The 23,235-nt window shown below is 70.0% G+C and carries 19 protein-coding genes; 4 read left to right on the top strand and 15 right to left on the bottom strand.

All coding sequences use genetic code 11. The features are described 5' to 3' along the window. Positions 1 to 166: 166 nt before the first annotated feature. Positions 167 to 901 (bottom strand): S1 family peptidase, encoded by a 735-nt coding sequence (locus CP970_RS32540; protein WP_398656167.1) that lies wholly within the window; start codon positions 899 to 901, stop codon positions 167 to 169. A gap of 322 nt (positions 902 to 1,223) precedes the next feature. Here CP970_RS32540 and CP970_RS32535 point away from each other — a divergent pair, with 322 nt between their 5' ends. Beyond that, positions 1,224 to 2,123 (top strand): hypothetical protein, encoded by a 900-nt coding sequence (locus tag CP970_RS32535; RefSeq protein ID WP_150494323.1) that lies wholly within the window; start codon positions 1,224 to 1,226, stop codon positions 2,121 to 2,123. 24 nt (positions 2,124 to 2,147) lie between these two features. On the opposite strand, the gene CP970_RS32530 is transcribed toward CP970_RS32535, so the two are convergent. The 4 genes from CP970_RS32530 to CP970_RS32515 form a co-directional block, all read right to left on the bottom strand. Then, positions 2,148 to 3,014, bottom strand: a complete 867-nt coding sequence (locus CP970_RS32530; protein ID WP_150494321.1) for a pentapeptide repeat-containing protein — start codon at positions 3,012 to 3,014, stop codon at positions 2,148 to 2,150. 417 nt (positions 3,015 to 3,431) lie between these two features. Then, a complete protein-coding gene (locus CP970_RS32525; protein WP_055556532.1) occupies positions 3,432 to 5,066 on the bottom strand; it encodes a DEAD/DEAH box helicase in 1,635 nt (544 codons plus the stop codon). 142 nt (positions 5,067 to 5,208) lie between these two features. Then, a complete protein-coding gene (locus CP970_RS32520; RefSeq protein ID WP_055556530.1) occupies positions 5,209 to 5,412 on the bottom strand; it encodes a cold-shock protein in 204 nt (67 codons plus the stop codon). 256 nt (positions 5,413 to 5,668) lie between these two features. Beyond that, a complete protein-coding gene (locus CP970_RS32515; RefSeq protein ID WP_150494319.1) occupies positions 5,669 to 7,120 on the bottom strand; it encodes an MFS transporter in 1,452 nt (483 codons plus the stop codon). A gap of 121 nt (positions 7,121 to 7,241) precedes the next feature. Here CP970_RS32515 and CP970_RS32510 point away from each other — a divergent pair, with 121 nt between their 5' ends. After that, positions 7,242 to 7,724: a MarR family winged helix-turn-helix transcriptional regulator gene (locus CP970_RS32510; protein WP_055551955.1), complete on the top strand. Its 483-nt coding sequence runs from the start codon at positions 7,242 to 7,244 to the stop codon at positions 7,722 to 7,724. Between the two features lie 173 nt (positions 7,725 to 7,897). Further along, the gene (locus CP970_RS32505; protein ID WP_055551952.1) at positions 7,898 to 8,842 is read left to right on the top strand and encodes a tyrosine-protein phosphatase; all 945 of its coding nucleotides are present in this window, start codon (positions 7,898 to 7,900) and stop codon (positions 8,840 to 8,842) included. A gap of 6 nt (positions 8,843 to 8,848) precedes the next feature. On the opposite strand, the gene CP970_RS32500 is transcribed toward CP970_RS32505, so the two are convergent. Beyond that, positions 8,849 to 9,571 (bottom strand): vWA domain-containing protein, encoded by a 723-nt coding sequence (locus CP970_RS32500; RefSeq protein ID WP_055551957.1) that lies wholly within the window; start codon positions 9,569 to 9,571, stop codon positions 8,849 to 8,851. 111 nt (positions 9,572 to 9,682) lie between these two features. Here CP970_RS32500 and CP970_RS32495 point away from each other — a divergent pair, with 111 nt between their 5' ends. Beyond that, a complete protein-coding gene (locus CP970_RS32495) occupies positions 9,683 to 10,429 on the top strand; it encodes an SDR family NAD(P)-dependent oxidoreductase (RefSeq protein WP_055551950.1) in 747 nt (248 codons plus the stop codon). A 12-nt stretch (positions 10,430 to 10,441) separates the two neighbouring features. Here the strand turns inward: CP970_RS32495 and CP970_RS32490 are convergent, their stop codons facing one another. The 9 genes from CP970_RS32490 to CP970_RS32450 all read right to left on the bottom strand — a co-directional run bounded on the left by CP970_RS32490 (position 10,442) and on the right by CP970_RS32450 (position 23,128). After that, the gene (locus tag CP970_RS32490) at positions 10,442 to 10,798 is read right to left on the bottom strand and encodes a hypothetical protein (RefSeq protein WP_055551948.1); all 357 of its coding nucleotides are present in this window, start codon (positions 10,796 to 10,798) and stop codon (positions 10,442 to 10,444) included. A gap of 225 nt (positions 10,799 to 11,023) precedes the next feature. Next, positions 11,024 to 12,115, bottom strand: a complete 1,092-nt coding sequence (locus CP970_RS32485) for a hypothetical protein (protein ID WP_055551945.1) — start codon at positions 12,113 to 12,115, stop codon at positions 11,024 to 11,026. A 30-nt stretch (positions 12,116 to 12,145) separates the two neighbouring features. After that, entirely contained in the window at positions 12,146 to 12,373 is a 228-nt protein-coding gene (locus CP970_RS32480) for a hypothetical protein (protein WP_055551943.1), read from the bottom strand. A gap of 169 nt (positions 12,374 to 12,542) precedes the next feature. Further along, positions 12,543 to 13,376, bottom strand: coding sequence for a carbohydrate ABC transporter permease (locus tag CP970_RS32475; protein WP_055551941.1), 834 nt, complete (start codon positions 13,374 to 13,376; stop codon positions 12,543 to 12,545). After that, on the bottom strand, positions 13,373 to 14,365 hold the full coding sequence (locus CP970_RS32470) for a carbohydrate ABC transporter permease (protein ID WP_055551940.1): 993 nt from the start codon (positions 14,363 to 14,365) through the stop codon (positions 13,373 to 13,375). Before CP970_RS32470 ends, CP970_RS32475 begins: the two co-directional genes overlap by 4 nt. Positions 14,366 to 14,431: 66 nt before the next feature. Beyond that, the gene (locus CP970_RS32465) at positions 14,432 to 15,733 is read right to left on the bottom strand and encodes a sugar ABC transporter substrate-binding protein (RefSeq protein ID WP_055551938.1); all 1,302 of its coding nucleotides are present in this window, start codon (positions 15,731 to 15,733) and stop codon (positions 14,432 to 14,434) included. A gap of 330 nt (positions 15,734 to 16,063) precedes the next feature. Next, positions 16,064 to 17,524: a glutamate synthase subunit beta gene (locus CP970_RS32460; RefSeq protein WP_055551936.1), complete on the bottom strand. Its 1,461-nt coding sequence runs from the start codon at positions 17,522 to 17,524 to the stop codon at positions 16,064 to 16,066. Then, positions 17,517 to 22,088, bottom strand: coding sequence for a glutamate synthase large subunit (gene gltB / locus CP970_RS32455; RefSeq protein WP_079043797.1), 4,572 nt, complete (start codon positions 22,086 to 22,088; stop codon positions 17,517 to 17,519). The genes CP970_RS32460 and gltB overlap by 8 nt, the downstream gene beginning before the upstream one ends. 308 nt (positions 22,089 to 22,396) lie before the next feature. Continuing rightward, complete coding sequence (locus tag CP970_RS32450; protein WP_150494317.1) at positions 22,397 to 23,128, bottom strand: VIT1/CCC1 transporter family protein; 732 nt, start codon at positions 23,126 to 23,128, stop codon at positions 22,397 to 22,399. Positions 23,129 to 23,235: the final 107 nt, after the last annotated feature.

Below are 23,235 nucleotides of genomic sequence, written 5' to 3'. Positions count from 1 at the left end.
GGCGGGGTGAACGCGCCCATGGACAAAGAAGGGACAGGTGTTGGACTTACCGCGTGCCGGGCGGCGCACACGACGACGCGGGGCACCTGCCGTCGCAGACGCCCCGCGCCGGGGCCGTGCTTCAGATGCCGTGCAGATGCCGCTCAGATGCGGGCAGCGGGGGCCGTCAGAGCCCGGACGCCGCCTTCTCTATGTCGGCCGCGAAGGTCGACACCTCGGTGTAGACACCGGGGAACTTCGGCCGCGCGCAGCCGTTGCCCCAGCTCACGATGCCGACCTGGATGTACTCGCCGGCCTCGTCCTTGCGGAACATGGGACCGCCCGAGTCGCCCTGGCAGGTGTCCGTGCCGCCCTCGGCGAGCTTGCCCGCGCACAGCTCCTCGCCGGGCGTGAGGTCGTCGCCGTACGCCGCCTTGCAGTCGGCGTCGTTGACGAACGGGACGGTCGCCTTGAGGAGGTAGCGCTGCTGGTCGCCACCCTCCTTGTCGGCGCCCCAGCCCGCGATGGTGAAGTCACCCTCGTTGAGCTTGTCGTCCTTGGCGATCTTCAGCGTGGGCTGGTCGATCGGCTTCTCGAGCTTGATGAGCGCCCAGTCCTTGCCCTTGCCGTTGTAGCCGGGGGCCTGGAGGACCTTGGTGGACTTCACACTGATCGCGTCGGGGCTCTCGAGGTCCACGACGCCACCGGTGGCGGTGATGCTGGTGTTGTCGCCCGAGCCGTCCACACAGTGGGCGGCGGTCAGGACGATGTCCTTGGCGTACAGAGCGCCGCCACAGCCCATCGACAGACGGACCATGAACGGGAATTCGCCCTGCTCGGCAGGGGTGCCGCCGACGACGCGCTCACCGGGGGTGGGGCCCGGGTGCGGAGCCGCCTGGGCGGCGATGGGCTGAATGCTCACGGTGGCGAGGGCGATCGCACCGAGTGTTGCGGCTCTCTTCACTCCACGCAGCTTGGTCTTCAACTGACTTCCCTTCGTGGGGGGTTCGTGGGGGGTCACGCGCTCGGACCGGCCCTCACCGTCCCCGCTGGGTGCGCGTGGATGGCATGAGCCCGCCAAAGCGTTGTTGCGGATTATGGAGATCGATGTCCGCTCAGGACAAGGGGCGGTTTCCGGCCACGGCGTGTCGCGCCGTCCCTCGCCGCGCCCTGGCGAGGGGCCGGAACCGCCGTACAGTGGAGGCCGGTTGAGCCGATCCGACGCACTATCAGGGGGTACGGTCGTGGCTGACAGCGGCGGTCCCGTCGTACACGGCTATCCCCATCTGGACACGGTGCGCGCCGCGATCACCGCGCTCTACAAACGCCTCTCGTACGACACCGTGCACACCTTCGACACCAGCGTCGCCCCCGCCGACGTCGCCTTCAGCGACCAGGACGACCTCCATCTCGGCGTCCAGCGGATCGCCCGCGAAATGGTCCGGCACCTGCGCCTTCCCGACGCCCGCATGATCGTCAGCTTCCGCGGGATGGAACACGCCGCGTACGTCGAACTCGCCGCGGGGCCCGAGTACTTCATCGAACTCAACGACCGCTTCCGCACCCACCGGCGCGACATCGGGGCCGCGCTCGCCCACGAAGTCATGCACGTGTACCTGCACCGGCTCGACCTGTCCTTCCCCGGCACCCGCGACAACGAGATCCTCACCGACACCGCGACCACCTACCTCGGCGCCGGCTGGCTGCTTCTCGACGCCTACCGCGAGGACGGTGCCTCCTCCCAGAAGCTCGGCTACCTCACGCCCGAGGAGTTCGGATACGTCCTGGCCAAGCGGGCGTTGGCCTTCGGCGAGGCGCCGGAAACGTGGTTCACCAGCGCGCAGGCCTACACCGCCTACACCAAGGGGCTCGCGCAGGCCAGGCGCGACGAGCAGCAGCCGCCGTTGACCGCGGCGGGGTGGGCCGGGCGGCGGCGGTACGCCAAGGACCGGCGGTACGCGGCCGACCACGGGGCGGGGGTCCGGGGCGGCGGGGCGGGGTACTCCTTCTCCACCGACGGGCTCGGGGCGCTCCGGGTCTCGTTTCCCTGCCCCACCTGTCTGCAGCGGATTCGGGTGCCTGCTCGGGGGCGGGTCCGGGTGCGGTGTGCGTTGTGCCGGAGCGTGCTGGAGTGTGACGCCTGAGGTCTCTTGCCTGGGGCCTGGCGTCTAGAGCGTGTCCCAATGGGACGGGCGCTTCAGGGTGTTGGGGAGCTTTGTGGCCTGGTCGCCCTTCGCCGCGTTCACCTGCGACTGGGTCAGGAACAGTGCGTCGGTGAGGTCGGCTCCGCGCAGGTCCGCGTCGCGGAGGTCCGCGCCGATCAGGTCGGCCGAGCGCAGGTCGGCGCCGTTGAGGTCGGCGCCGATGAGGTAGGCGCCGCGCAGGTCCGCGCCGTTGAGGTCGGCGCCCCGGAGTCTGGCTCCGATGAGGTCGGCGCCTCGTCGCTGCTTCTGCTTCTTCTTGCCGCCCTTGCCGTTGCCCTTGCCGTTGCCCTTGCCCTTGCGTACGAGCTCGCTGGTGCGCAGGAGCAGTACGTTCACGTCCTGCCGGTGCGCGGCCACGTCGGTCTCCGCGAGCGCCTCGGGCGTGCCCTGGGTCAGCTGCTCCGTCGCGGCCTGCGCCTTCTTGAGTTCCGCGGCGATCGGGGCTGCCTGGGGGCGGCTCTGTGCGTCGGTCAAGTACCAGAGCAGTTCGTGGAGTTGCCGCATGATCGGGAACACGTCGAACATCTGGCGGGCGGTGGCCGGATCCTGACGCCAGTCGGTGCCGTCGAAGGTGCCCTGGGAGACGTGCTGACCGGCGCCGAAGCAGTCGTACACGGTGCAGCCGCGGAAGCCCTTGGTCCGCAGGTCGCGGTGGATGCCGCAGCGGAAATCCGTCTGGAGGTTGGTGCAGGGCTTGCCCGCGTCCTTGTTCACGGCGAAGTCGGAGGACGCGGAGAAGGCGAGCGCCACGCAGCACAGCCCGAAACAGTTACCGCAGTCAGCGCGCAGCGCGGCGCGGTCGTCCTGGAGGAGGGGCAGCTCCGGTGGCATCGAGTGGAACTCCTTCGGGGCGTCGTGTGGGGTGTGGGTGCGGGTCCGGGTGCGTGCGCCTCGCCGTCTTGGGGGCGGGGCCGCGGCGGTATGTCCGTCCTCGCCGTCCCAGGCGCACCGCCACGGCTTGGGCACCTCGGAACGAGGCCCCCAGTGCTCCGGGCGAACATACCGCCACGTCCCCTCAGGCCGGTTCGGCGGCTGCGGGCCGGTGGGGGTTCCGCCGCTGTGGGCAGGTGTTCCGCAGGGCGAGTGGGGTCTCCCCTGCTCGAGCGAAGCCGAGAGCTTGGGGAAGGGTGGGCACAGCCCCCGGCGCCGAGGAGCCGTTACGGGGGCATGCAGCCCTCGCAGACCCCCCGTCGCCAAGCGGGGGCCCGGGTGGCAAGAACCCACCCGGACCGTAGAACCGCCGAGGCGCTACGCCGCGCGGCGGCCTCCGCCGCCCTGGCCCTGGCCCCCGCCCCGGCGCGCACGACCGGCGCCGCCGGAGGACGCACGACCCGTGCCGCCGGAGGACGCGCGACCCGCGCCGCCCCCCGCGGAGCCGGATCCGCCCTGGCCCTGACCCTGGCGAGGGGCCCTGCGCTGGCCCTGGCCGCCGCCACCGCCACCGCCACCCTGCCCCGCGGGGCGGGGGCGACGACGGCGCTGCGAAGACTGTGCGGCAGGCTGCTGCGGCGTCTCGATGATCACCGGCACACCCGAAGGCTCCCGCGCCCCGGTGATCCGCACGAGCTCCTCGTCCGAGGACGTGATCCGCGCCGTGTTGGGGCGGATCTCCGCGTCGGACATCAGCCGCGTCATGTCCCGCTTCTCCTCGGGGAGCACGAGGGTCACGACGCTGCCGGACTCCCCCGCCCGCGCGGTGCGCCCGCCCCGGTGGAGGTAGTCCTTGTGGTCGGTCGGCGGGTCGACGTTCACGACCAGGTCGAGGTCGTCGACGTGGATGCCGCGCGCCGCGACGTTCGTGGCGACCAGCGCGGTGACCTGGCCGGTCTTGAACTGGTCGAGCGTCCGGTTGCGCTGCGGCTGCGAGCGGCCGCCGTGCAGGCCTGAGGCCCGTACGCCGTTGGCGAGCAGCCGCTTGGTGAAGCGGTCCACGGCGCGCTTGGTGTCCAGGAACATGATCACGCGGCCTTCGCGGGCGGCGATGCGCAGCGCGACGGCCTTCTTGTCCGTCTCGTCGGCGACGTAGAGGACGTGGTGCTCCATCGTCGTGACCGCGCCCGCGGACGGGTCCACGGAGTGCACGACGGGGTCGGTGAGGAACATCCGGACCAGCCGGTCGATGTTCTTGTCCAGCGTCGCCGAGAACAGCATGGTCTGGCCGCCCTGCTCGACCTGCTTGAGCAGCGCGGTGACCTGCGGCATGAAGCCCATGTCGGCCATCTGGTCGGCCTCGTCGAGGACGGTCGTGCGCACCCGCGACAGGTCACAGTCGCCGCGCTCGATCAGGTCCTTGAGGCGGCCGGGGGTGGCCACCAGGATCTCGGCGCCGCGGCGGAGCGTGCCCGACTGCTTGGTGATCGACAGGCCGCCGACGACCGTCGCGAGACGCAGGTTCACCGACGTCGCGTACGGCGTGAGGGCGTCCGTCACCTGCTGGGCCAGCTCACGCGTGGGGACCAGGACCATGGCGAGCGGGGACTTCGACTCGGCGCGCTGCCCCGCGGTGCGGGCGAGGAGGGCCAGGCCGAAGGCGAGGGTCTTGCCGGATCCGGTACGTCCGCGGCCGAGGATGTCGCGGCCCGCGAGGGAGTTGGGGAGCGTGGCCGCCTGGATCGGGAAGGGGGCCGTCACGCCTTGGGCGGCCAGCGTCTTCAGGAGTGCTTCCGGCATGTCCAGGTCACCGAATGCTTCGACGGCCGGGAGCGCGGGCGTGAGGCTCTCGGGCAGTGCGAACTCGCCGCCCTGCGCCGGCCTCGGCTTACGGCTGCCGGGCTTCTTCGCGGAATACGCGGCGCCCTTCGCCTGGCCGTTCGGACGTCCCTTTCCGGCTGCGTTCGTGGGGCGCTTGCGGGCGGGGCGTGCCGGGCGTTCGGAGCGGTTCATGCAGTAATGCCTTCCTGGTCGCTGGACTTCCGGACCTCTGAGCCTGTGCGGCTCTGGGCCCGGTAGGGCCCGATGACAGCGCAAGCCGAGGCCCGCACCTTCCGGTGCGGGCCTCGGCTGTGAGGTTCGCGCGCTGTGGCGATCAGGCAGGAACGATGTTCTCGGCCTGCAGGCCCTTCTGGCCCTGGGTCACCTCGAAGGAGACCTTCTGGCCCTCGACGAGCTCACGGAAGCCCGAGGACGCGATGTTCGAGTAGTGGGCGAAGACGTCGGGGCCGCCGCCGTCCTGCTCGATGAAGCCGAAGCCCTTTTCCGAGTTGAACCACTTAACGGTGCCGGTTGCCATGTCAATCTCCTCAACAGGGGCAGAGTATGGAGAGTCACGGTATTGCGAATCTCCAGCGCTGCAATGACCCCCATCATCCGGAGAGAACCGGAAAAACAATAATGCGCCCTCGGAGCATTCCCGTCAGGCGCACATAAAGTTCATGGGTACCAAAACTGCAACACATAACTTTAACATGCCGCAGGGGCCCCGTGTTCCCGGGTCCCCGCGAGACGTACGCCACCCGCGGACGCCGTACGGGACGCCCGCGGACGTCTCACGGGGCGCCGGTCACCGCCCGGCGCGGCAGCGCGAGGCACAGCACCGCGCAGAGCCCGAAGCCCGCCGCCACCCACGGCATCGCCGCGCCGAGCGCGTCCGTCAGGCCGTTCGACGCGTGGCCGAAGAAGACCGTGCCGATCACCGCCGCGCCCAGCGCCCCGCCGAACTGCTGAGCCGTCGAGAAGATCCCGGAGGCGCCGCCCGCCATCTCCGCGGGCACCGCGGACAGGACCACGTTCACCAGCGGTACGACGAGGAAGCCGAGCCCGGCCCCCGCCACCAGGAGCCCGGGCGCCAGCGGCCACGCCCCGGTGTGCCTGGAGGTGGACGCGGCGACGGCCGACCAGACCCAGAGGAAGCCGCCCGCCATGAGCAGCGACCCGGCGACCAGGACGAGACGCCCGTACGCCGCCGCGAGCCTGTCGGCGACCGGCGCGGTCAGGAAACCGCCGACGGAGAAGGCGACGGTCACGACGCCCGCCTGCAGCGGGCTGTAGCCCTCGGAGCCCTGCAGCCAGATCGCGAAGACCAGGAAGAAGCCCTGCATGCCGAGGGCGAAGAGCAGCTGGACGGCGACGCCGACGGAGAAGGCGGGCAGCCTGAAGGCGCGGGAGGGCAGCAGCGGCACGGTCGCGCCCGGGCGTCGGCGGCCCTCGACCACGGCGAGACCCACGAGCCCGAGCAGGCCCGCGGCCAGGCAGACCCAGCCCCACAGCGGCCATCCGTTGGCGCGGCCCTGCACCAGGGGAAGGACGACGGCCACCAGAGAGGCGGCGAGGACGAGGCTGCCGAGCACGTCGGGGCGGCCCGCGGACCGCTCCTTGGTGGCCGGTACGAGGAGGAGTCCCGCCACGAAGGTCGCCGCCGCCACCGGCAGGTTCACCAGGAACACCGAGCGCCAGCCCAGGCCGAAGAGGTCCGCGCTGGTCAGTACGCCGCCGAGCAGCAGACCGATGGCCGAGGCGAAGCCGCCCACGGCCCCGTACATCCCGAACGCCGCGCCCCGCTCCTTGCCCTGGAAGAGGGTCCGGAAGGAACCGAGCACCTGCGGCATGAGCAGTGCCGCCATGACGCCCTGCACGGCGCGCGCCGCGACGAGCTGTCCGGGCGACTGCGCGATCCCGCACGCCAGGCTCGCGACCCCGAACCCGGCGGTGCCCGCGAGGAAGAGCGCCTTGCGGCCGTAGCGGTCGCCGAGGTGCCCGGAGACGATCAGCGTCGCGGCGAAGCCGAGGAGGTACGCGGAGACGATCCACTGCAGGGCGCTCTCGGAGGCGCCGAGCTCGCGGCCGATCGAGGGGATCGCGACGTTGACGATGGTGACGTCGAGCAGGTCCATGAGCGCGGCGACCATCATGACGGCGGCCGCGGCCCAGCGGTGCGGGTGAGGGTGCGGGTGGGGGTGGCTCGCGCCGGTTGGGGTGGGGGTGGTGCGTGCGGTGGGCATGGCTCCTCCAAGGGATCCTCGGGCAATTTATTTCGTTCGGCCGAACGAAAGAGTTGCACGCGACCCACCGTGATCACAAGTCTTTCGTTCGGCCGAACGAAATATGGGCTAGGGTTCCCTCATGGCCACCGGCGAGGACCCCCAGCAGCAGCAGCGCGCCGAAGTCGTCGAGCGGCTCAACACCGCCGGGCGCGAGAGCAGCGCGGTCACCGTGATGTTCCACTCCGCGGTCGCCGCCCGGCAGGGACTCGGCGCCACCGAGACCAAGACCCTCGACCTGCTCCAGCGCGAGGGCCCCCTCACCGCCAAGGAGCTCGCCGAGCGCACCGCTCTCGCACCCGCCTCGGTGACCGGCCTCGTCGACCGCCTGGAGGGCAAGGGCTTCGTCCGCAGGGTCAAGCACCCCACCGACAAACGGCGCGTGCTCATCGAGATCCGGCAGGAGCGGCTCACGGACCTGGAGGAGACCTTCGCGGACTGGGCCCGCGAAGTCGGCGAGCTCTACGAGGAGTTCACGACCGGCGAGCTGGAGACCATCACCCGGTTCCTGGCGGGCGCCACCGAGCGCCAGCGCCGCGCGGCGGCCCGCCTCGCGGACGGCTGAGCCCTCTCAACTCGGCACGCCCTCTACAGAATTGACGATTCGTCAGTATCTGGCGCACACCCCTTCCTCCCTCGCGGGCGCCTCGCTACCTTCTCCGGACCACCCCCCAAACAATCGCTTGGTTGGGGGATCGCGGCAGAGCACAGCACCGCTACCGATGGGAAGGCGGACCGATGCGCATCTCTCGTACCCGTACCGCGACCGGCCTTGCGATCTCCGCTCTCGCCCTGGGCACGCTGCCCGCCTGGGCGGCCCCCGGCGAACCCTTCGCGGCCCCGGCCCGGCCCCTCGTGACGAGCGCACCCGCGTCCGCGCACCCCTCCATCACGTACCAGAACCAGATCCCGCTCCAGGGCGCCGTCAACGTACGGGACGTGGGCGGCTATCGGACCTACGACGGGGAGCAGGTCCGCACCGGACAGGTCTTCCGCGCCGACGCCCTCAACAAGCTCACCGACGCCGACCTCGGCACGGTCTCCCGGCTCGGGCTCAAGAAGGTCATCGACTTCCGGGTGCCCGCCGAGGTCCAGTACGACGGGGCGGACCGGCTGCCCGACGGGCTCGCGCCGACCTCACGGGCGATCACCGACAACGGCCTGTTCACCCAGCTCCTCACCGCGATCGGCTCCAAGGACCCGGTCAAACAGGAGGAGATGCTCGGCAACGGCAAGGCCGCGGCGTTCATGCGGGACGTCTACCGCACCTTCGTCACCGACGCGACCAACCGCGCACAGTTCGCGGCCACCCTGCGCGACATCGCGGGCAGCCGCTCGCCGCTGCTCTACCACTGCACGTCGGGCAAGGACCGCACCGGCTGGACGACGTATCTGCTGCTGCGGCTCGTCGGCGTGCCGGACAAGACGGCCACCGGCGACTACCTGGCCTCCAACACCTACCGCGCCGCGTACGACGCGAAGCTCCGCGAGGCGCTCAAGCAGGGCGGGTTGATGCAGAACCCGGATCTCATCATCCCGCTGCAGGAGGTCCGCACCGACTACCTCGGCACGGCGCTCGACGAGGCCGCCAAGCGGTACGGCGGCTTCCAGGGCTATCTCACCAAGGGGCTCGGCCTCGACGCGGGCACGATCCTCAAGCTGCGCCAGCGCATGGTCGACTAGCCTCCGTCAGCCCACTATCCCGTTCGCCCGCGCCGCCTTGAGCCACTCGGGGAACTCCCCCACCAGCTGGTCGTACAACTGGTCGTCCGGCACCTTCAGGGGGTCGTTCCCCGCGTGGAAGAAGCCCGCGTTGTCGACGGGGCGCTTGGTGGGCACGGCGAGTTCGTCGAGCTTGCGGAGATAGTCGAACTGCTTGCTCGTCGGGTCACCGAAGCCGATGAACTGCCAGAACAGGGGCAGCCTCGCCGCCTTGCACAGATAGCGCTCGGCGGCGAGCTTGTTGATGGGGCCGCCGTCGGTCTGGAAGATCACCAGGGCGGGCGCGGTGGAACCGCTGTCTACGTAGTGGTCGATGACGGCGTCCATCGCCAGGTGGTAGCTGGTCTTGCCCATGTGCCCGAGCCCGGCGACGATCTCGTCGATCCGGCCGTGGTGGTCGCCGAGCGCGATCTCCGTCACCGCGTCGACGTCCGTGGAGAAGAAGACGGTGGGCACACTCCCGTCGTCGTCCAGGTGCGCGGACAGGCCGAGCACGCGGTCGGCGAGCGCCTGCACGCTGCCGTCCTGGTAGTACGGGCGCATGGACCCGGAGTAGTCGACGACGAGATAGACCGCCGCCCGCGCGCCCGCCAGACCGTGCTTGCGCAGCGACACCCCGGCGCTCTTGTACAGGCTGACCAGCGCGGGCGCCGAGTCCTCCACCTTGCGCAGACTGATCGCAGATTCCATCCACCGCTCCGTTCCCGATCCCTTCTCCCTGTTGTACATGACTGCTAGACATATGCCTTTCAGGCACATGACAACCACCACGCGGCAACCAGGGCACGCAGGAGGCTCGGCATGGACTCCCGGGGAATCTCGTACGGCCTGGCGGGCAGGACGGTCCTGATCACCGGCGCGGGGCGCGGCCAAGGGGCGGCGGAGGCCCGGCTGTTCGCCGAGGCGGGGGCCAGGGTCGTGGTCACCGATGTGCGCGAGGAGGAGGGCAGGGAGGTCGCCGAGTCGCTTGGGGAGCAAGGTCTTTTCGTACGTCATGACGTCACGGACGCGGCGAGCTGGGCGGCGACCGTGGCGGGTGCCCTGGATGCCTTCGGGCGGCTCGACGTCCTGGTGAACAACGCCGCGCTGTGGCGCACGGCGTCCGTCGAGGACGAGACGTACGAGAATTTCGAGGCCCTGCTCCGGGTCAATCTGCTCGGGCCGTTCCTCGGCGTCCAGGCGGTGCTGCCCGCGCTGAAGGAGGCGGGCGGCGGCTCGGTCGTCAATGTCTCCTCGACGGCCGGTCTCGTCGGCATTCCGGGCCACGCGGCGTACGGATCGACGAAGTTCGGTCTGCGGGGTCTCACCCGGTCATCGGCGCTCGATCTGGCGAAGTACCGGGTCCGGGTCAACTCGGTTCACCCGGGGGCGGTCGACACCCCGATGGTCGCCGCGGCCTCCGCCGGGCGGGACTGGTCGCATCTGCCGCTGGGCAGGATGGGCCGCCCGGAGGAGGTCGGCGAGCTGGTGCTGTTCCTGGCGTCGGACGCGTCGTCGTACGTCACGGGTGCGGAGTTCACCGTGGACGGCGGCTCGACGACGGGGTGAGCGCGCCGATGCTCAGTGGCGTCCTGTCAGGAACACCGAGCGCAGCTTGAGCTCGTCCGTGGTGGGCCGCCCGTGCGGACGCAGCGTCCAGGAGTCGCCCGTGCAGTCCGGCTCGGTGAACACCATCACCCACTCGTCGGTGTCGTTGTGCGGGGCGAACGCGGGCTCGGAGGAGCCCGGGTCGGCGACCTCGGCGAGCGTGACGCAGCCGGGGCTCTGCGGGTCGTGGAGGGTGACCGACTGCGGTGTGCCGTCGAGGCCGACGAACTTGTAGGAGAAGTCGCCGGTGGCGGCGCTCGCCGAGGTCGGCAGGGTCACGACGAGGGCGAGCGCGCCGAGGGCGGCGGCGACGGTGGTGCGAAGGCGCATGAAGTCCTTTTCCGTGGGCGGGGCTGGCGGATCCGCCTGTGCCCTGCCCTGCGGGCGGCCTGCGGATGCGTGCGTTCCCCCGTACGGGGCTGGCGTATCGGTCCTGCCTGCGCCATGTGGGCTACCCATGAAAGAGCCGCGGTCGCGTCTGCCGGGATCTCGGCAGGCGCGACTGCGGCTTGTTCGTGGTTGCTCGCGCAGTTCCCCGCGCCCCTTACGGGGCCCCTACGGGGCGAACGCGGGAAGTTCGAAGATGCGGGTCTTCGCCTCGTCGTCCATCAACTCGACCAGCGGCATGACCAGTTCCCACAGATCCCGCTTGTCGACCTCCAGAGCGAGCGCGTCGAGGTCGGCCGCGGGCAGCGCTCCCGCCGTGTCGGCGACGACCTTGCGGGACTCCTCGGGCAGCGCCTGGACGAGGGGCAGGAACTCCGCCCACAGTCCGGTGGCCACGACCGCGTGCACGACGCCGCCGAGCACGTCGGCGCCGCGCAGCGAGGGCAGCGCGGCGACGGCCCGCCGCTCGTCCTCGCCGAGGAGCGCGACCAGGGGCAGGAGGGACTCCCACAGGTCCTGCGCGGCCACCGTCGTCACCAGGGTGTCGAGCCGGTCCTGCGGCTGGGAGGCGGCGAGCGAGGCGATGCGGCCGCGCTGTTCGCCGGTCACCATGCCTGCCACGGCGAGCGCCTCGGGCCACAGCCCTTCGCCCGCCGCCGACGCGATCACCGAGGCGAGCCGCTCGGGACCCATCAACTCGATGATCTGGCCGAGTCGTTCGGGGATGTCGATGGCGAAGCCGGTCCTCAGGACGGCGGCGTCGTCGACCTGCGGCAGGATACGGCGCAGCGCGGAGTCCGGCAGATGGCCGACGAATCGGCCCATCGTCAGGTGGTCACCCCGCTCGGCGAGGGCCACCGCGATGCGTACGACGAGGTTCTCGTCGAGCCGGTCGACGATGCCCTTGATGCGGCGCGGGTCGAGGTGTCCGCACGACTCGGCGGTGAACGGCACCGGCAGCTTCTCGATGATGTCGGCGGCGCGCGCCGGTTCGAGGCGTCCGGCGACGGCCGCGGCGAGGCGCGGTCCGAGCGCCTTCTGCGAGATGGCGGCCGCGACTCCGGCGGGCACCAGCTTGGTCGCGGAGGCGATGCGGTCGAGCATCTCGGGGGCCCGGTCGAAGAGTGCCGCCACGCTCTGTTCGCGGAAGCGGCGTACGTCGTCGACGGGCAGGGTCCGCAGGAACGCGAGCGTGTCCGGCTCGACGTCAAGGAGGCGGGCGATCTTGAGGGTCTCGGCCCTGCCGCGCAGCTTGTCCATGCTTGTCTCCTCGCTCCTCGCTCGCCTCGGCTATCGGAAGAGAATGCGTCGGACGGGTCCGCGGGCCAGCGCGGGCACCAGCTTCAGTGCCTCCTCGGCGGCCTCGTTGAGCCCGGCGGCCCTGCTCTCGCGCTGTCGCTTCAGCGCGTCGGCGAGCGTCGTCAGCTGTTCGGGGGTCAACTGGCCGAAGGATTCCGCCGGTTCGTCCCGCAGCTCCGCGCTCAGCTGCTCCCGTCGCTCCCGTGCTTCGGTGCTCATTCGGCCTCCCGCGGCGCCGTTCAGGGCTGGGTACGGCCCCGAGAGTGGCGCCGAATTGACTTTTAGTCAATAGAGCGGTCGATGGAGCGCGGCCCGGCGGGCGAACGCGAAGGGAGGCGTTCGGGGTCCCGAAGGCCGGGACCCCGAACGCCTCCCCTGGAACAGCCGCTCAGCCCTTGACGGCCCCCGCGGCGAGTCCGGAGCCGAGCTTGCGGTGGATGACCACGAAGAAGATCATCACCGGCAGCGTGACCAGCGTGGAGCTGGCCATGACCGGGCCCCAGGCCGTGGAGTTCTCACCGAAGAACTGGTAAATGCCCACGGCCGCCGTGTACTTGTCGCTGCCCTTCATGAACGTGTACGCGAAGACGAACTCGTTCCACGCCGTGATGAACGCGAAGATCGACGTGGCCACGAGCCCCGGCGCGACCAGCGGGAGCAGCACCGACCAGAACATCCTCGGCCAGGACGCCCCGTCGATGTACGCGGCCTCCTCGACCTCCTTGGGGACGGTGGCGACGAAGCCGCGCAGCGTCCAGATCGCGAAGGGCAGCGAGAGCGCGATGTAGACGACGCTCAGACCCAGCAGGGAGTTGAGCATGTCGTAGTCCCGCATCTGGATGAAGAGCGGGATGACCAGGGCTTCGAGCGGCACCATCTGCACGATCAGGATCATGATCAGTACGGAGGTGCGGAAGCGGAACTTGAAGCGCGCCACCGCGATGGCGGCGAAGAGCGAGAGCACGCCCGCCGCGACGATCGTGGCGAGACCCACCAGCGCCGAATTCAGCAGGTAGGTACCGAAGTTGCCCTTCTCGAAGACGTACGTGAAGTGCTCGAAGCTGATGCCGCTCGGCAGCACGTCCGAGCCGCGCAGGGACGCCTTCGGGTCGAGCGCCGTGGAGATCATCCAGTAGACGGGGAAGAGCGTGAAGACCAGGAGCGCGGCGACCGCGACCGACAGGCCGGCGCGCGAGGTGAGTGTGGTGCGGCGGGTACTCACAGGTCCTCCTCCCCCTGGCGGAACAGCGTGCGGATGTAGACGACGGTGATGAGCAGGAGCAGCACGGTGAGCAGCACCGCGGCCGCGGCGCCCGTGCCGTAGTCGTTCTTGGCGAAGGCCTGGATGTAGGAGAAGACGCCGAGGTTGTAGACGTCCTCGTTGGAGCCGTCGCCGCCGGGTTGCAGATAGATCTGGGTGAAGACCTTGAAGTCCCAGATGGTGGAGAGGATGGTCACCACGAGGAAGACGGGCTTGATCGTCGGCACCGTGATGTTCCAGAACCGCTGCCAGGCGTTGGCGCCGTCCAACTCCCCTGCCTCGTACAGCTCCTTGGGGATCGTCATGAGCCCCGCGAGGACGGTGATGGCGACGAACGGGAAGCCGTGGTGGATCACGTTCAGGGTCGCGATCGCGTAGAACGGACCGCGCTCGGTGAACCAGTTGGTGGTCTCCGGGTCGATCAGGCCGAGCGATCCGGCGATCTGGCTGACCATGCCGTCCTGCGGCTGGAAGAGCCAGATCCAGACGTACGTCCCGGTCACCGCGGGCATCGCCCAGGCGGCGAGGATCGCGATCGAGCAGATGAGCCGCCAGAAGTGGCCCAGGCGGTTGAGGAGCAGCGCGACGAGCGTGCCGAGCGCGACGGTGAGGCCGACGCAGGCGATGGCGAAGAAGACGGTGTTGGGCAGGACCGTCTTCCACAGCAGGCCGCTGGAGAGCAGATCGGTGTAGTGGTCGAAGCCGGTGAACGTCCCGACGCCGCCGCCGAACTTCACCTCGTAGTCCTGCATCGAGAGCTTGCCGACCTGGATCAGCGGCCAGAGCAGCAGGCCCGCGAGGACCAGCAGGGAGGGTGCGAGGAGGAGCCAGGGGCGGGTGACGGTGACGAGCTTCTTGCGGCGGCGGGCCGACTCTGCGCCGCCGTCGGACTTCGGGGGGCCACGGCGGGCCGGAGCTTCCGGCCCACCGTCGACGAGCGTCTCTTTCACGGTGTCGTGTCTTTCCCAGTGTCCTTCGAGTCCTTCGTGTCCTTCACGTGCCGAACTCGCCCCTGTCTACTTGTCCTTGGCGAAGATCGCGTCCATGTCCTTGGCCGCCTTGTCCGCCGCTTCCTTGACGGACGACTTGCCGGTGAGGATCGACTGGACCATGCCGGGGATGACCTTGGAGGCCTGGATCTCGCCGTACGCCTTGGTCTTCGGGACGGTCGCGCCCGCCTCCAGCATCTGCTTGGCGAACGGCTCGACCAGCGGGTCCTTCTTGGCCTCGATCTTCTTCAGCTCGGAGTTCTGGCCGGGGAAGTAGTTGGTCTGCTCGGCCCACTTGGCGGCGAACTCGCCGGTGGTGAGCAGCTTCACGAACTCCCAGGCGAGGTCCTTCTTGTCCGTGTTGAACGTGGACAGGTAGGAGCCGCCGAGGAAGGACTTGCTCATGCCGCCGTTCTCACCCGGGATCGGGACGGCGCCGAGCTTGCCCTTGAGGTCCTTGTTGGCGTCGACGATGGCCTTCGGGGTCCAGTTGCCGCCGACCGACATCGCGATCTCGCCCTTGTTCCAGGCGTCGCCGACCTCCTTCTCCGTCCAGGTGTTGACCTTGGCGGGAGAGACCTTGTCCTTGGTGGCGAGGCCCGTGTAGTACTCGATGCCCTTGATGGCCTCGGGCGAGTTGACGCCGGACTTCCACGTGCCGCCGGACTCGGTGGCGAGCTCACCGCCCGCGCCCCAGATGAAGGGGGCCGCGAACATCTCGGCACCGCCCGCCACCGGGAAGGAGACCATCTTCGGCTCCTTCTCCTTGAGCGTCTTGGCGGTCGCCTCGAGCTCCTTCCACGTGGTCGGGGCCTTCAGGTTGTGCTTCTCGAAGATGTCCTTGCGGTAGACGATCGAGCGGACGCCCGCGTACCACGGCATGCCGTACTGCTTGCCGTCGAGCGTGCCCGCGTCCTTGAGTCCCTCGACGAGGTCGTTGTCCAGGCCGGACTTCTTGACCTTGTCCGTGACGTCGACGAGCCCGCCGGTCTCGGCGAACTGCGGCACCCAGGTCGTACCGACCTCGGCCACGTCGGGCACCTGGTCCTCGCCGCCCTCGATGGCGGTCGTGAACTTCTTCTGCGCGGTGGCCCACTGCTGGTACTCGACGTGGATCTTCGCGCCGGTCTTCTTCTCGAAGGCCGCCCCGGCCTCCTTGAAGAACGGCCGCGCGTCGGGGTTGGTCCCCTCCATGATCCATACGGTGAGGGTCTTGCCCTTGCCGTCGGTAGCCTTGCCGCCCTCGTCGCCGTCATCCCCACCGCACGCCGTGGCGGTCAGTCCGAGACTCATGGCGATACAACCAGCGGCGATGACACGTCGATTCATGCCGGCCCCCTCCAGGTTCCGATTGGTGGGAGCGATTGTGGTCACACAGGACAGGGGCGGTCTAGACCCATTGGGATAAGCGGCCGAACCGTAATGAGGGTTGCGGGTGACGCAACATGCGCACATACCATTGCGCACCACGCAACGCGTGCGTCACGGCGGGGCGTTGCGCGGGGGCGGCGCACACCGGCGAGAACAGGCCGGAACGCGACGACGCCCGCCTCCGTCCGGTCGGGGACAAAGCGGGCGCCGCGTCAGTTCCGCACACCGTTGTGCGGGACGAATGAGGGGTCGTACGGAACGAAACCGTACGGGACGAAACCGTACGGGCTAGACCGTCAGGGCACGGTCCGTCGGGCGGATCGGGGCCGGAAGATCACTCGCACCGGTGAGGAAGCGGTCCACGCCACGCGCCGCCGAGCGGCCCTCGGCGATCGCCCACACGATGAGCGACTGGCCGCGGCCCGCGTCACCGGCCACGAAGACACCGGGCACGTTCGTCTGGAAATCGGCGTCGCGCGCCACGTTGCCGCGCTCGTCGAGCTCCAGGGCGAACTGGTCCACCAGACCGTTCTCGCGGTCGGTGCCGGTGAAGCCCATCGCCAGCGTGACCAGCTGGGCGGGGATCTTGCGCTCCGTGCCCGGCTTCTGGGTCAGCTTGCCGTCGACGAACTCCACCTCGATCAGGTGCAGGAACTGGACGTTGCCGTCCTCGTCGCCCTCGAAGTGCGTGGTCGAGACGGAGTAGACCCGCTCGCCGCCCTCCTCGTGCGCGGAGGTCACCTTGTAGAGCATCGGGAAGGTCGGCCAGGGCTGGCCGGCGGCCCGCTCGTCGCCCGGCTTCGGCATGATCTCCAGCTGCGTCACGGAGGCCGCGCCCTGGCGGTGGGCGGTGCCCACGCAGTCCGCGCCCGTGTCGCCGCCGCCGATGACGACGACGTGCTTGCCCTCGGCGGTGATGGGGGGCGCCACGAAGTCGCCCTCCTGCACCTTGTTGGCGAGCGGCAGGTACTCCATGGCGAAGTGGATGCCGGTCAGGTCGCGGCCCGGCACCGGCAGGTCGCGGGAGATGGTCGAGCCCGCGGCGATGACCACGGCGTCGTAGCGCTTGCGCAGCTTGGCCGCGTCGATGTCGCGGCCGATCTCCACGCCCGTACGGAACTTGGTGCCCTCCGCGCGCATCTGCTCGATGCGGCGGTTGATGTGCCGCTTCTCCATCTTGAACTCGGGGATGCCGTAGCGCAGCAGGCCGCCGATGCGGTCGGCGCGCTCGTAGACGGCGACCGTGTGGCCCGCCCGGGTCAGCTGCTGGGCGGCGGCGAGGCCCGCCGGGCCCGAGCCGATGACGGCGACGGTCTTGTTGGAGAGGCGCTCGGGCGCCTGCGGGGCTACGTCGCCGGTTTCCCACGCCTTGTCGATGATGGAGACTTCGACGTTCTTGATGGTGACGGCGGGCTGGTTGATGCCGAGCACGCACGCCGCCTCGCACGGGGCCGGGCAGAGCCTGCCCGTGAACTCCGGGAAGTTGTTCGTGGCGTGCAGCCGCTCCTGCGCGGCCTGCCAGTCCTCGCGGTAGGCGTAGTCGTTCCACTCGGGGATGAGGTTCCCCAGCGGACAGCCGTTGTGGCAGAACGGGATGCCGCAGTCCATGCAGCGCGAGGCCTGCTCGGAGATGATCGGGAGGAGCGAGCCTGGAACGTAGACCTCGTTCCAGTCCTGGACGCGCTCGCCGACCGGGCGGGTCTGCGCGACCTCGCGGCCGTGGTTCAAAAAGCCCTTGGGATCAGCCATTGGTCGCCGCCTCCATCATCTTCTCGGTGATCTCGGACTCGGAGAGTCCGGCTCGCTCGGCGGCGTCCTTGGCGGCGAGCACTGCCTTGTACGTGCTGGGGATGATCTTGCTGAAGCGGTCCACGGACACGGCCCACTCGGCGAGCAGCTTCTCGGCGACGGTCGAGCCCGTCTCCTCCTGGTGGCGGCGCACGGCGTCGTGCAGCCACTGCTTGTCGCTCTCGTCGAGAGGTTCGACGGCCGCCAGGTTCCCGGCGTTGACGTTGTCGCGGTCGAGGTCGATCACGTACGCGACGCCGCCCGACATGCCGGCCGCGAAGTTGCGGCCCGTCTCACCGAGGACCACCGCGTGGCCGCCCGTCATGTACTCGCAGCCGTGGTCGCCCACGCCCTCGGAGACGACGGTCGCGCCGGAGTTGCGGACGCAGAAGCGCTCGCCGGTGCGGCCGCGCAGGAACAGCTCGCCGCCGGTCGCGCCGTACGCGATGGTGTTGCCCGCGATCGTCGAGTACTCGGCGAGGTGGTCGGCGCCCCGGTCGGGACGGACCACGATGCGGCCGCCCGAAAGGCCCTTGCCCACGTAGTCGTTGGCGTCGCCCTCCAGGCGCAGCGTCACACCGCGCGGCACGAACGCGCCGAAGGACTGGCCCGCGGAGCCGGTGAAGGTGATGTCGATGGTGTCGTCCGGCAGGCCCGCGCCGCCGAACTTCTTCGTCACCTCGTGGCCGAGCATCGTGCCGACCGTGCGGTTGATGTTGCGGATGGCGACCTGGGCGCGCACCGGGTGCGCGTCCGTCGCGCTGGACGCGGCGAGCGCGTCGGCGGCGAGCTTGATCAGCTCGTTGTCGAGCGCCTTGGCCAGGCCGTGGTCCTGGACCGTGATCTGGTGCCGGACGGCGCCCGCGGGCAGCGCGGGCACGTGGAACAGCGGCGCCAGGTCGAGGCCCTGCGCCTTCCAGTGGCTGACGGCCTTCTCCGTGTCGAGCAGCTCGGCGTGACCGACGGCCTCCTCGATGGAGCGGAAGCCGAGCTCGGCGAGGAGCTCACGGACCTCTTCGGCGATGAACTCGAAGAAGTTGACGATGTACTCGGCCTTGCCGGAGAAGCGCTCGCGAAGGGCCGGGTTCTGCGTGGCGATGCCGACCGGGCAGGTGTCCAGGTGGCAGACGCGCATCATGACGCAGCCGGAGACGACGAGCGGCGCGGTGGCGAAGCCGAACTCCTCGGCGCCGAGCAGCGCGGCGATGATGACGTCGCGCCCGGTCTTCAGCTGGCCGTCGGTCTGCACGACGATGCGGTCGCGCAGGCCGTTGAGCAGCAGGGTCTGCTGGGTCTCGGCGAGGCCGAGCTCCCAGGGGCCGCCCGCGTGCTTGAGCGAGGTGAGCGGCGAGGCACCCGTACCGCCGTCGTGGCCGGAGATGAGCACGACGTCGGCGTGCGCCTTGGAGACGCCCGCGGCGACCGTGCCGACGCCGACCTCGGAGACCAGCTTCACGTGGATCCGCGCCTGCGGGTTCGCGTTCTTCAGGTCGTGGATCAGCTGGGCCAGGTCCTCGATGGAGTAGATGTCGTGGTGCGGCGGCGGCGAGATGAGACCGACGCCGGGCGTCGAGTGACGCGTCTTGGCGACCCACGGGTAGACCTTGTGCCCGGGCAACTGGCCGCCCTCGCCGGGCTTGGCGCCCTGCGCCATCTTGATCTGGATGTCGTCGGCGTTGACGAGGTACTCGCTGGTCACGCCGAAGCGGCCGGAGGCGACCTGCTTGATGCTGGACCGGCGGGCCGGGTCGTAGAGCCGGTCCGCGTCCTCGCCGCCCTCACCGGTGTTGGACTTGCCGCCCAGCTGGTTCATGGCGATGGCGAGCGTCTCGTGCGCCTCGCGGGAGATCGAGCCGTACGACATGGCGCCGGTCGAGAACCGCTTGACGATCTCGGCGACCGGCTCGACCTCGTCGATCGAGATCGGCTTGCGGTCCGCCGACTTGAAGCCGAACAGGCCGCGCAGCGTCATCAGGCGCTCGGACTGCTCGTTCACGCGGCCCGTGTACTGCTTGAAGATGTCGTAGCGGCGGCTGCGCGTGGAGTGCTGGAGGCGGAAGACCGTGTCCGGGTCGAACAGGTGCGGCTCGCCCTCGCGGCGCCACTGGTACTCGCCGCCGATGTCCAGGGCGCGGTGCGCCGAGGGGATGCCGGACGCCGGGTACGCCTTGGCGTGCCGGGCGGCGACCTCCTTGGCGACGACGTCGAGCCCTGCGCCGCCGATCTTCGTCGTGGTGCCGCTGAAGTACCGCTCCACGAAGGACGCGTCGAGGCCGACGGCCTCGAAGACCTGGGCGCCGCGGTAGGAGGCGACCGTGGAGATGCCCATCTTGGACATGACCTTGAGGACGCCCTTGCCGAGGGCGTAGATCAGGTTGCGGATGGCCTGCTCGGGCTCGATGCCGGGCAGGAAGGTGCCCGCGCGGACGAGGTCCTCGACGGACTCCATCGCGAGGTAGGGGTTGACGGCGGCCGCGCCGTAGCCGATGAGGAGGGCCACGTGGTGGACCTCGCGCACGTCGCCCGCCTCGACGAGCAGACCCACCTCGGTGCGCTGCTTCGTACGGATGAGGTGGTGGTGGACGGCCGCGGTGAGCAGCAGCGAGGGGATCGGCGCGTGCTCGGCGTCGGAGTGCCGGTCGGAGAGCACGATGAGGCGTGCGCCCGCCTCTATGGCGGCGTCGGTCTCGGAGCAGATCTCGTCGATGCGGGCGGCGAGCGCGTCGCCGCCGCCGACGACGCGGTAGAGGCCGGAGAGCGTCGCGGCCTTCATGCCGGGCATGTCGCCGTCGGCGTTGATGTGGATGAGCTTGGCGAGCTCGTCGTTGTCGATCACCGGGAAGGGCAGGGTGACGCTTCGACAGGACGCCGCGGTCGGGTCGAGCAGGTTGCCCTGCGGGCCGAGCGAGGAGTGCAGCGAGGTGACGAGCTCCTCGCGGATGGCGTCGAGCGGCGGGTTGGTGACCTGCGCGAAGAGCTGCGTGAAGTAGTCGAAGATCAGCCGCGGGCGCGCGGAGAGGGCGGCGATCGGGGTGTCCGTGCCCATGGAGCCGAGCGGCTCACCACCGGTCTTGGCCATCGGCGCGAGGATGACGCGCAGCTCTTCCTCGGTGTAGCCGAAGGTCTGCTGGCGGCGCGTGACGGAGGCGTGCGTGTGCACGATGTGCTCGCGCTCGGGCAGGTCGGAGAGCTCGATCTCGCCCGCTTCCAGCCACTCCTGGTACGGGTTCTCGGCGGCGAGGGCGGCCTTGATCTCGTCGTCCTCGACGATGCGGTGCTCGGCGGTGTCGACGAGGAACATGCGGCCGGGCTGCAGGCGGCCCTTGCGGACGACCTTGGCCGGGTCGATGTCCAGGACGCCGACCTCGGAGCCGAGGACGACGAGGCCGTCGTCGGTGACCCAGTAGCGTCCCGGGCGCAGGCCGTTGCGGTCGAGAACGGCGCCCACCTGCGTACCGTCGGTGAACGTCACGCACGCCGGGCCGTCCCAGGGCTCCATCATCGCGGAGTGGTACTGGTAGAAGGCGCGCCGCGCGGGCTCCATGGAGGCGTGGTTCTCCCAGGCCTCCGGGATCATCATCAGGACGCTGTGCGGCAGCGAACGTCCGCCCAGGTGCAGGAGTTCGAGCACCTCGTCGAAGGACGCGGAGTCGGAGGCGTCGGGCGTGCAGATCGGGAAGATCCGGTCGATCCGCTCCGCGCCGAAGAGCTCCGAGGCGAGCTGCGACTCACGGGCGCGCATCCAGTTGCGGTTGCCCTTGACGGTGTTGATCTCGCCGTTGTGCGCGACGAAGCGGTAGGGGTGCGCGAGCGGCCAGCTCGGGAACGTGTTCGTCGAGAAGCGGGAGTGGACCAGGGCGACGGCCGTGGCGAAGCGGCGGTCGGAGAGGTCGGGGAAGAAGGGCTCCAGCTGGCCGGTGGTCAGCATGCCCTTGTAGACGATCGTGCGGGAGGAGAGCGAGGGGAAGTAGGTCCCCGCCTCGCGCTCGGCGCGCTTGCGCAGCACGAACGCCTTGCGGTCGAGATCGAGGCCCGTGGTGTCACCGTCGGCGACGAAGATCTGCCGGAAGACGGGCATCGTCGAGCGGGCGGTGGCGCCGAGCAGCTCGGGGGCGACGGGGACGTCGCGCCAGCCGAGGACGGTCAGGCCCTCTTCGGAGGCGATCGTCTCGATCTGTGAGACGGCGGCATCGGTGGTGCCCGCGGTGTCCACCGGCAGGAAGGCGATGCCGACGGCGTAGGCGCCGGCATCGGGGAGGTGGAATCCAGCCACCTCGCGCAGGAAGGCGTCCGGCACCTGGAGCAGGATGCCCGCGCCGTCGCCGGAGTCCGGCTCGGACCCGGTGGCGCCGCGGTGCTCGAGGTTGCGCAGTACCGTCAGCGCCTGTTCGACCAGCTCATGGCTGGCAACACCGGTGAGGGTGGCCACGAACCCGACACCGCAGGCGTCGTGTTCGTTACGGGGGTCGTACATCCCCTGGGGGGCGGGGCGACCGTCCATGGGCGACCAGGCGTGGGTACGCATCGGCACTCCCGTCGTCGTCGTGGCATATGCGGCAAAGCGAGGGACGACGTTGGCCCTGGCGAAATTTCGTGCAGGTTACATGATGGAACGCTTCTCGAAAAGCGGATAGCTCATTCCACCATGTGGACACCGCCCGCTGAGGTGGGAGCGGCGGAGAGGGGACCTTTGCGGACAGATCGATGACCGGAGGCCCGGCGCGGCACGAGCCTCATTGCCCGCAGCGCTTACGGCTCATGCCCGGTGGTCATGGAATCGAAACCGCCAAGTAACGGCTACTTATGCAAGATCCCGTATAGCCCTGCACTGCCTTATCCTACGGCCGCCCCGAACAAGCTGCCCAGGGCGTACGTCACACCGGCGGCCGCGCCGCCGAGCGCGAGCTGCCGCAGCCCGCTGAACCACCACGAGCGCGCCGTCACCTTGGCCACCACGGCGCCGCAGGCGAAGAGCCCGACCATCGCCAGGAGCAGGGCGGGCCACAGCGCGGTGGCGCCGAGCAGGTACGGCAGCAGGGGAAGCAGCGCGCCCAGCGCGAACGAGCCGAACGAGGAGACGGCGGCGACGGTCGGCGAGGGCAGATCGCCCGGGTCGATGCCGAGCTCCTCGCGGGCGTGGATCTCCAGGGCCTGCTCGGGATCCTTGGACAGCTGCCTGGCGACCTCGCGCGCGAGGTCGGGCTCGACGCCCCGCGACGCGTACAGCTCGGCGAGCTCCCGCTCCTCGTCCTTGGGGTGCTTGCGCAACTCCCGGCGCTCGATGTCCAGTTCGGCCTGGACGAGCTCGCGCTGCGAGGCGACGGAGGTGTACTCGCCCGCGGCCATCGAGAAGGCACCCGCGGCGAGCCCCGCGAGACCGGTGATGACGATGGTCTCCCGCGAGACGGCGCCGCCCGCGACACCGGCCATCAGGGCCAGGTTCGAGACGAGACCGTCCATCGCGCCGAAGACCGCGGGGCGCAGCCAGCCACCGTTCACGTCCCGGTGGGTGTGGTTGTCGCGGTGCGCCTCGTGCAGAGTCGCTTCGGTCTCGATGATCGCCATGGTCGGCCCCCTCTTGCGTGCTTGGACGGTGTCGAAAGTACGCGCGAAAAAAATTCCCCGCCAGCAAGGAAGGCCGTACTTACCTGCGAAAACGCGCCGCGCGAAGG

This window comes from Streptomyces kanamyceticus (genome assembly GCF_008704495.1).
Lineage (GTDB): Bacteria > Actinomycetota > Actinomycetes > Streptomycetales > Streptomycetaceae > Streptomyces > Streptomyces kanamyceticus.
The sequence above is the reverse complement of the archived record's forward strand: the minus strand, read 5'-3'. Positions and strand labels throughout refer to the sequence as shown.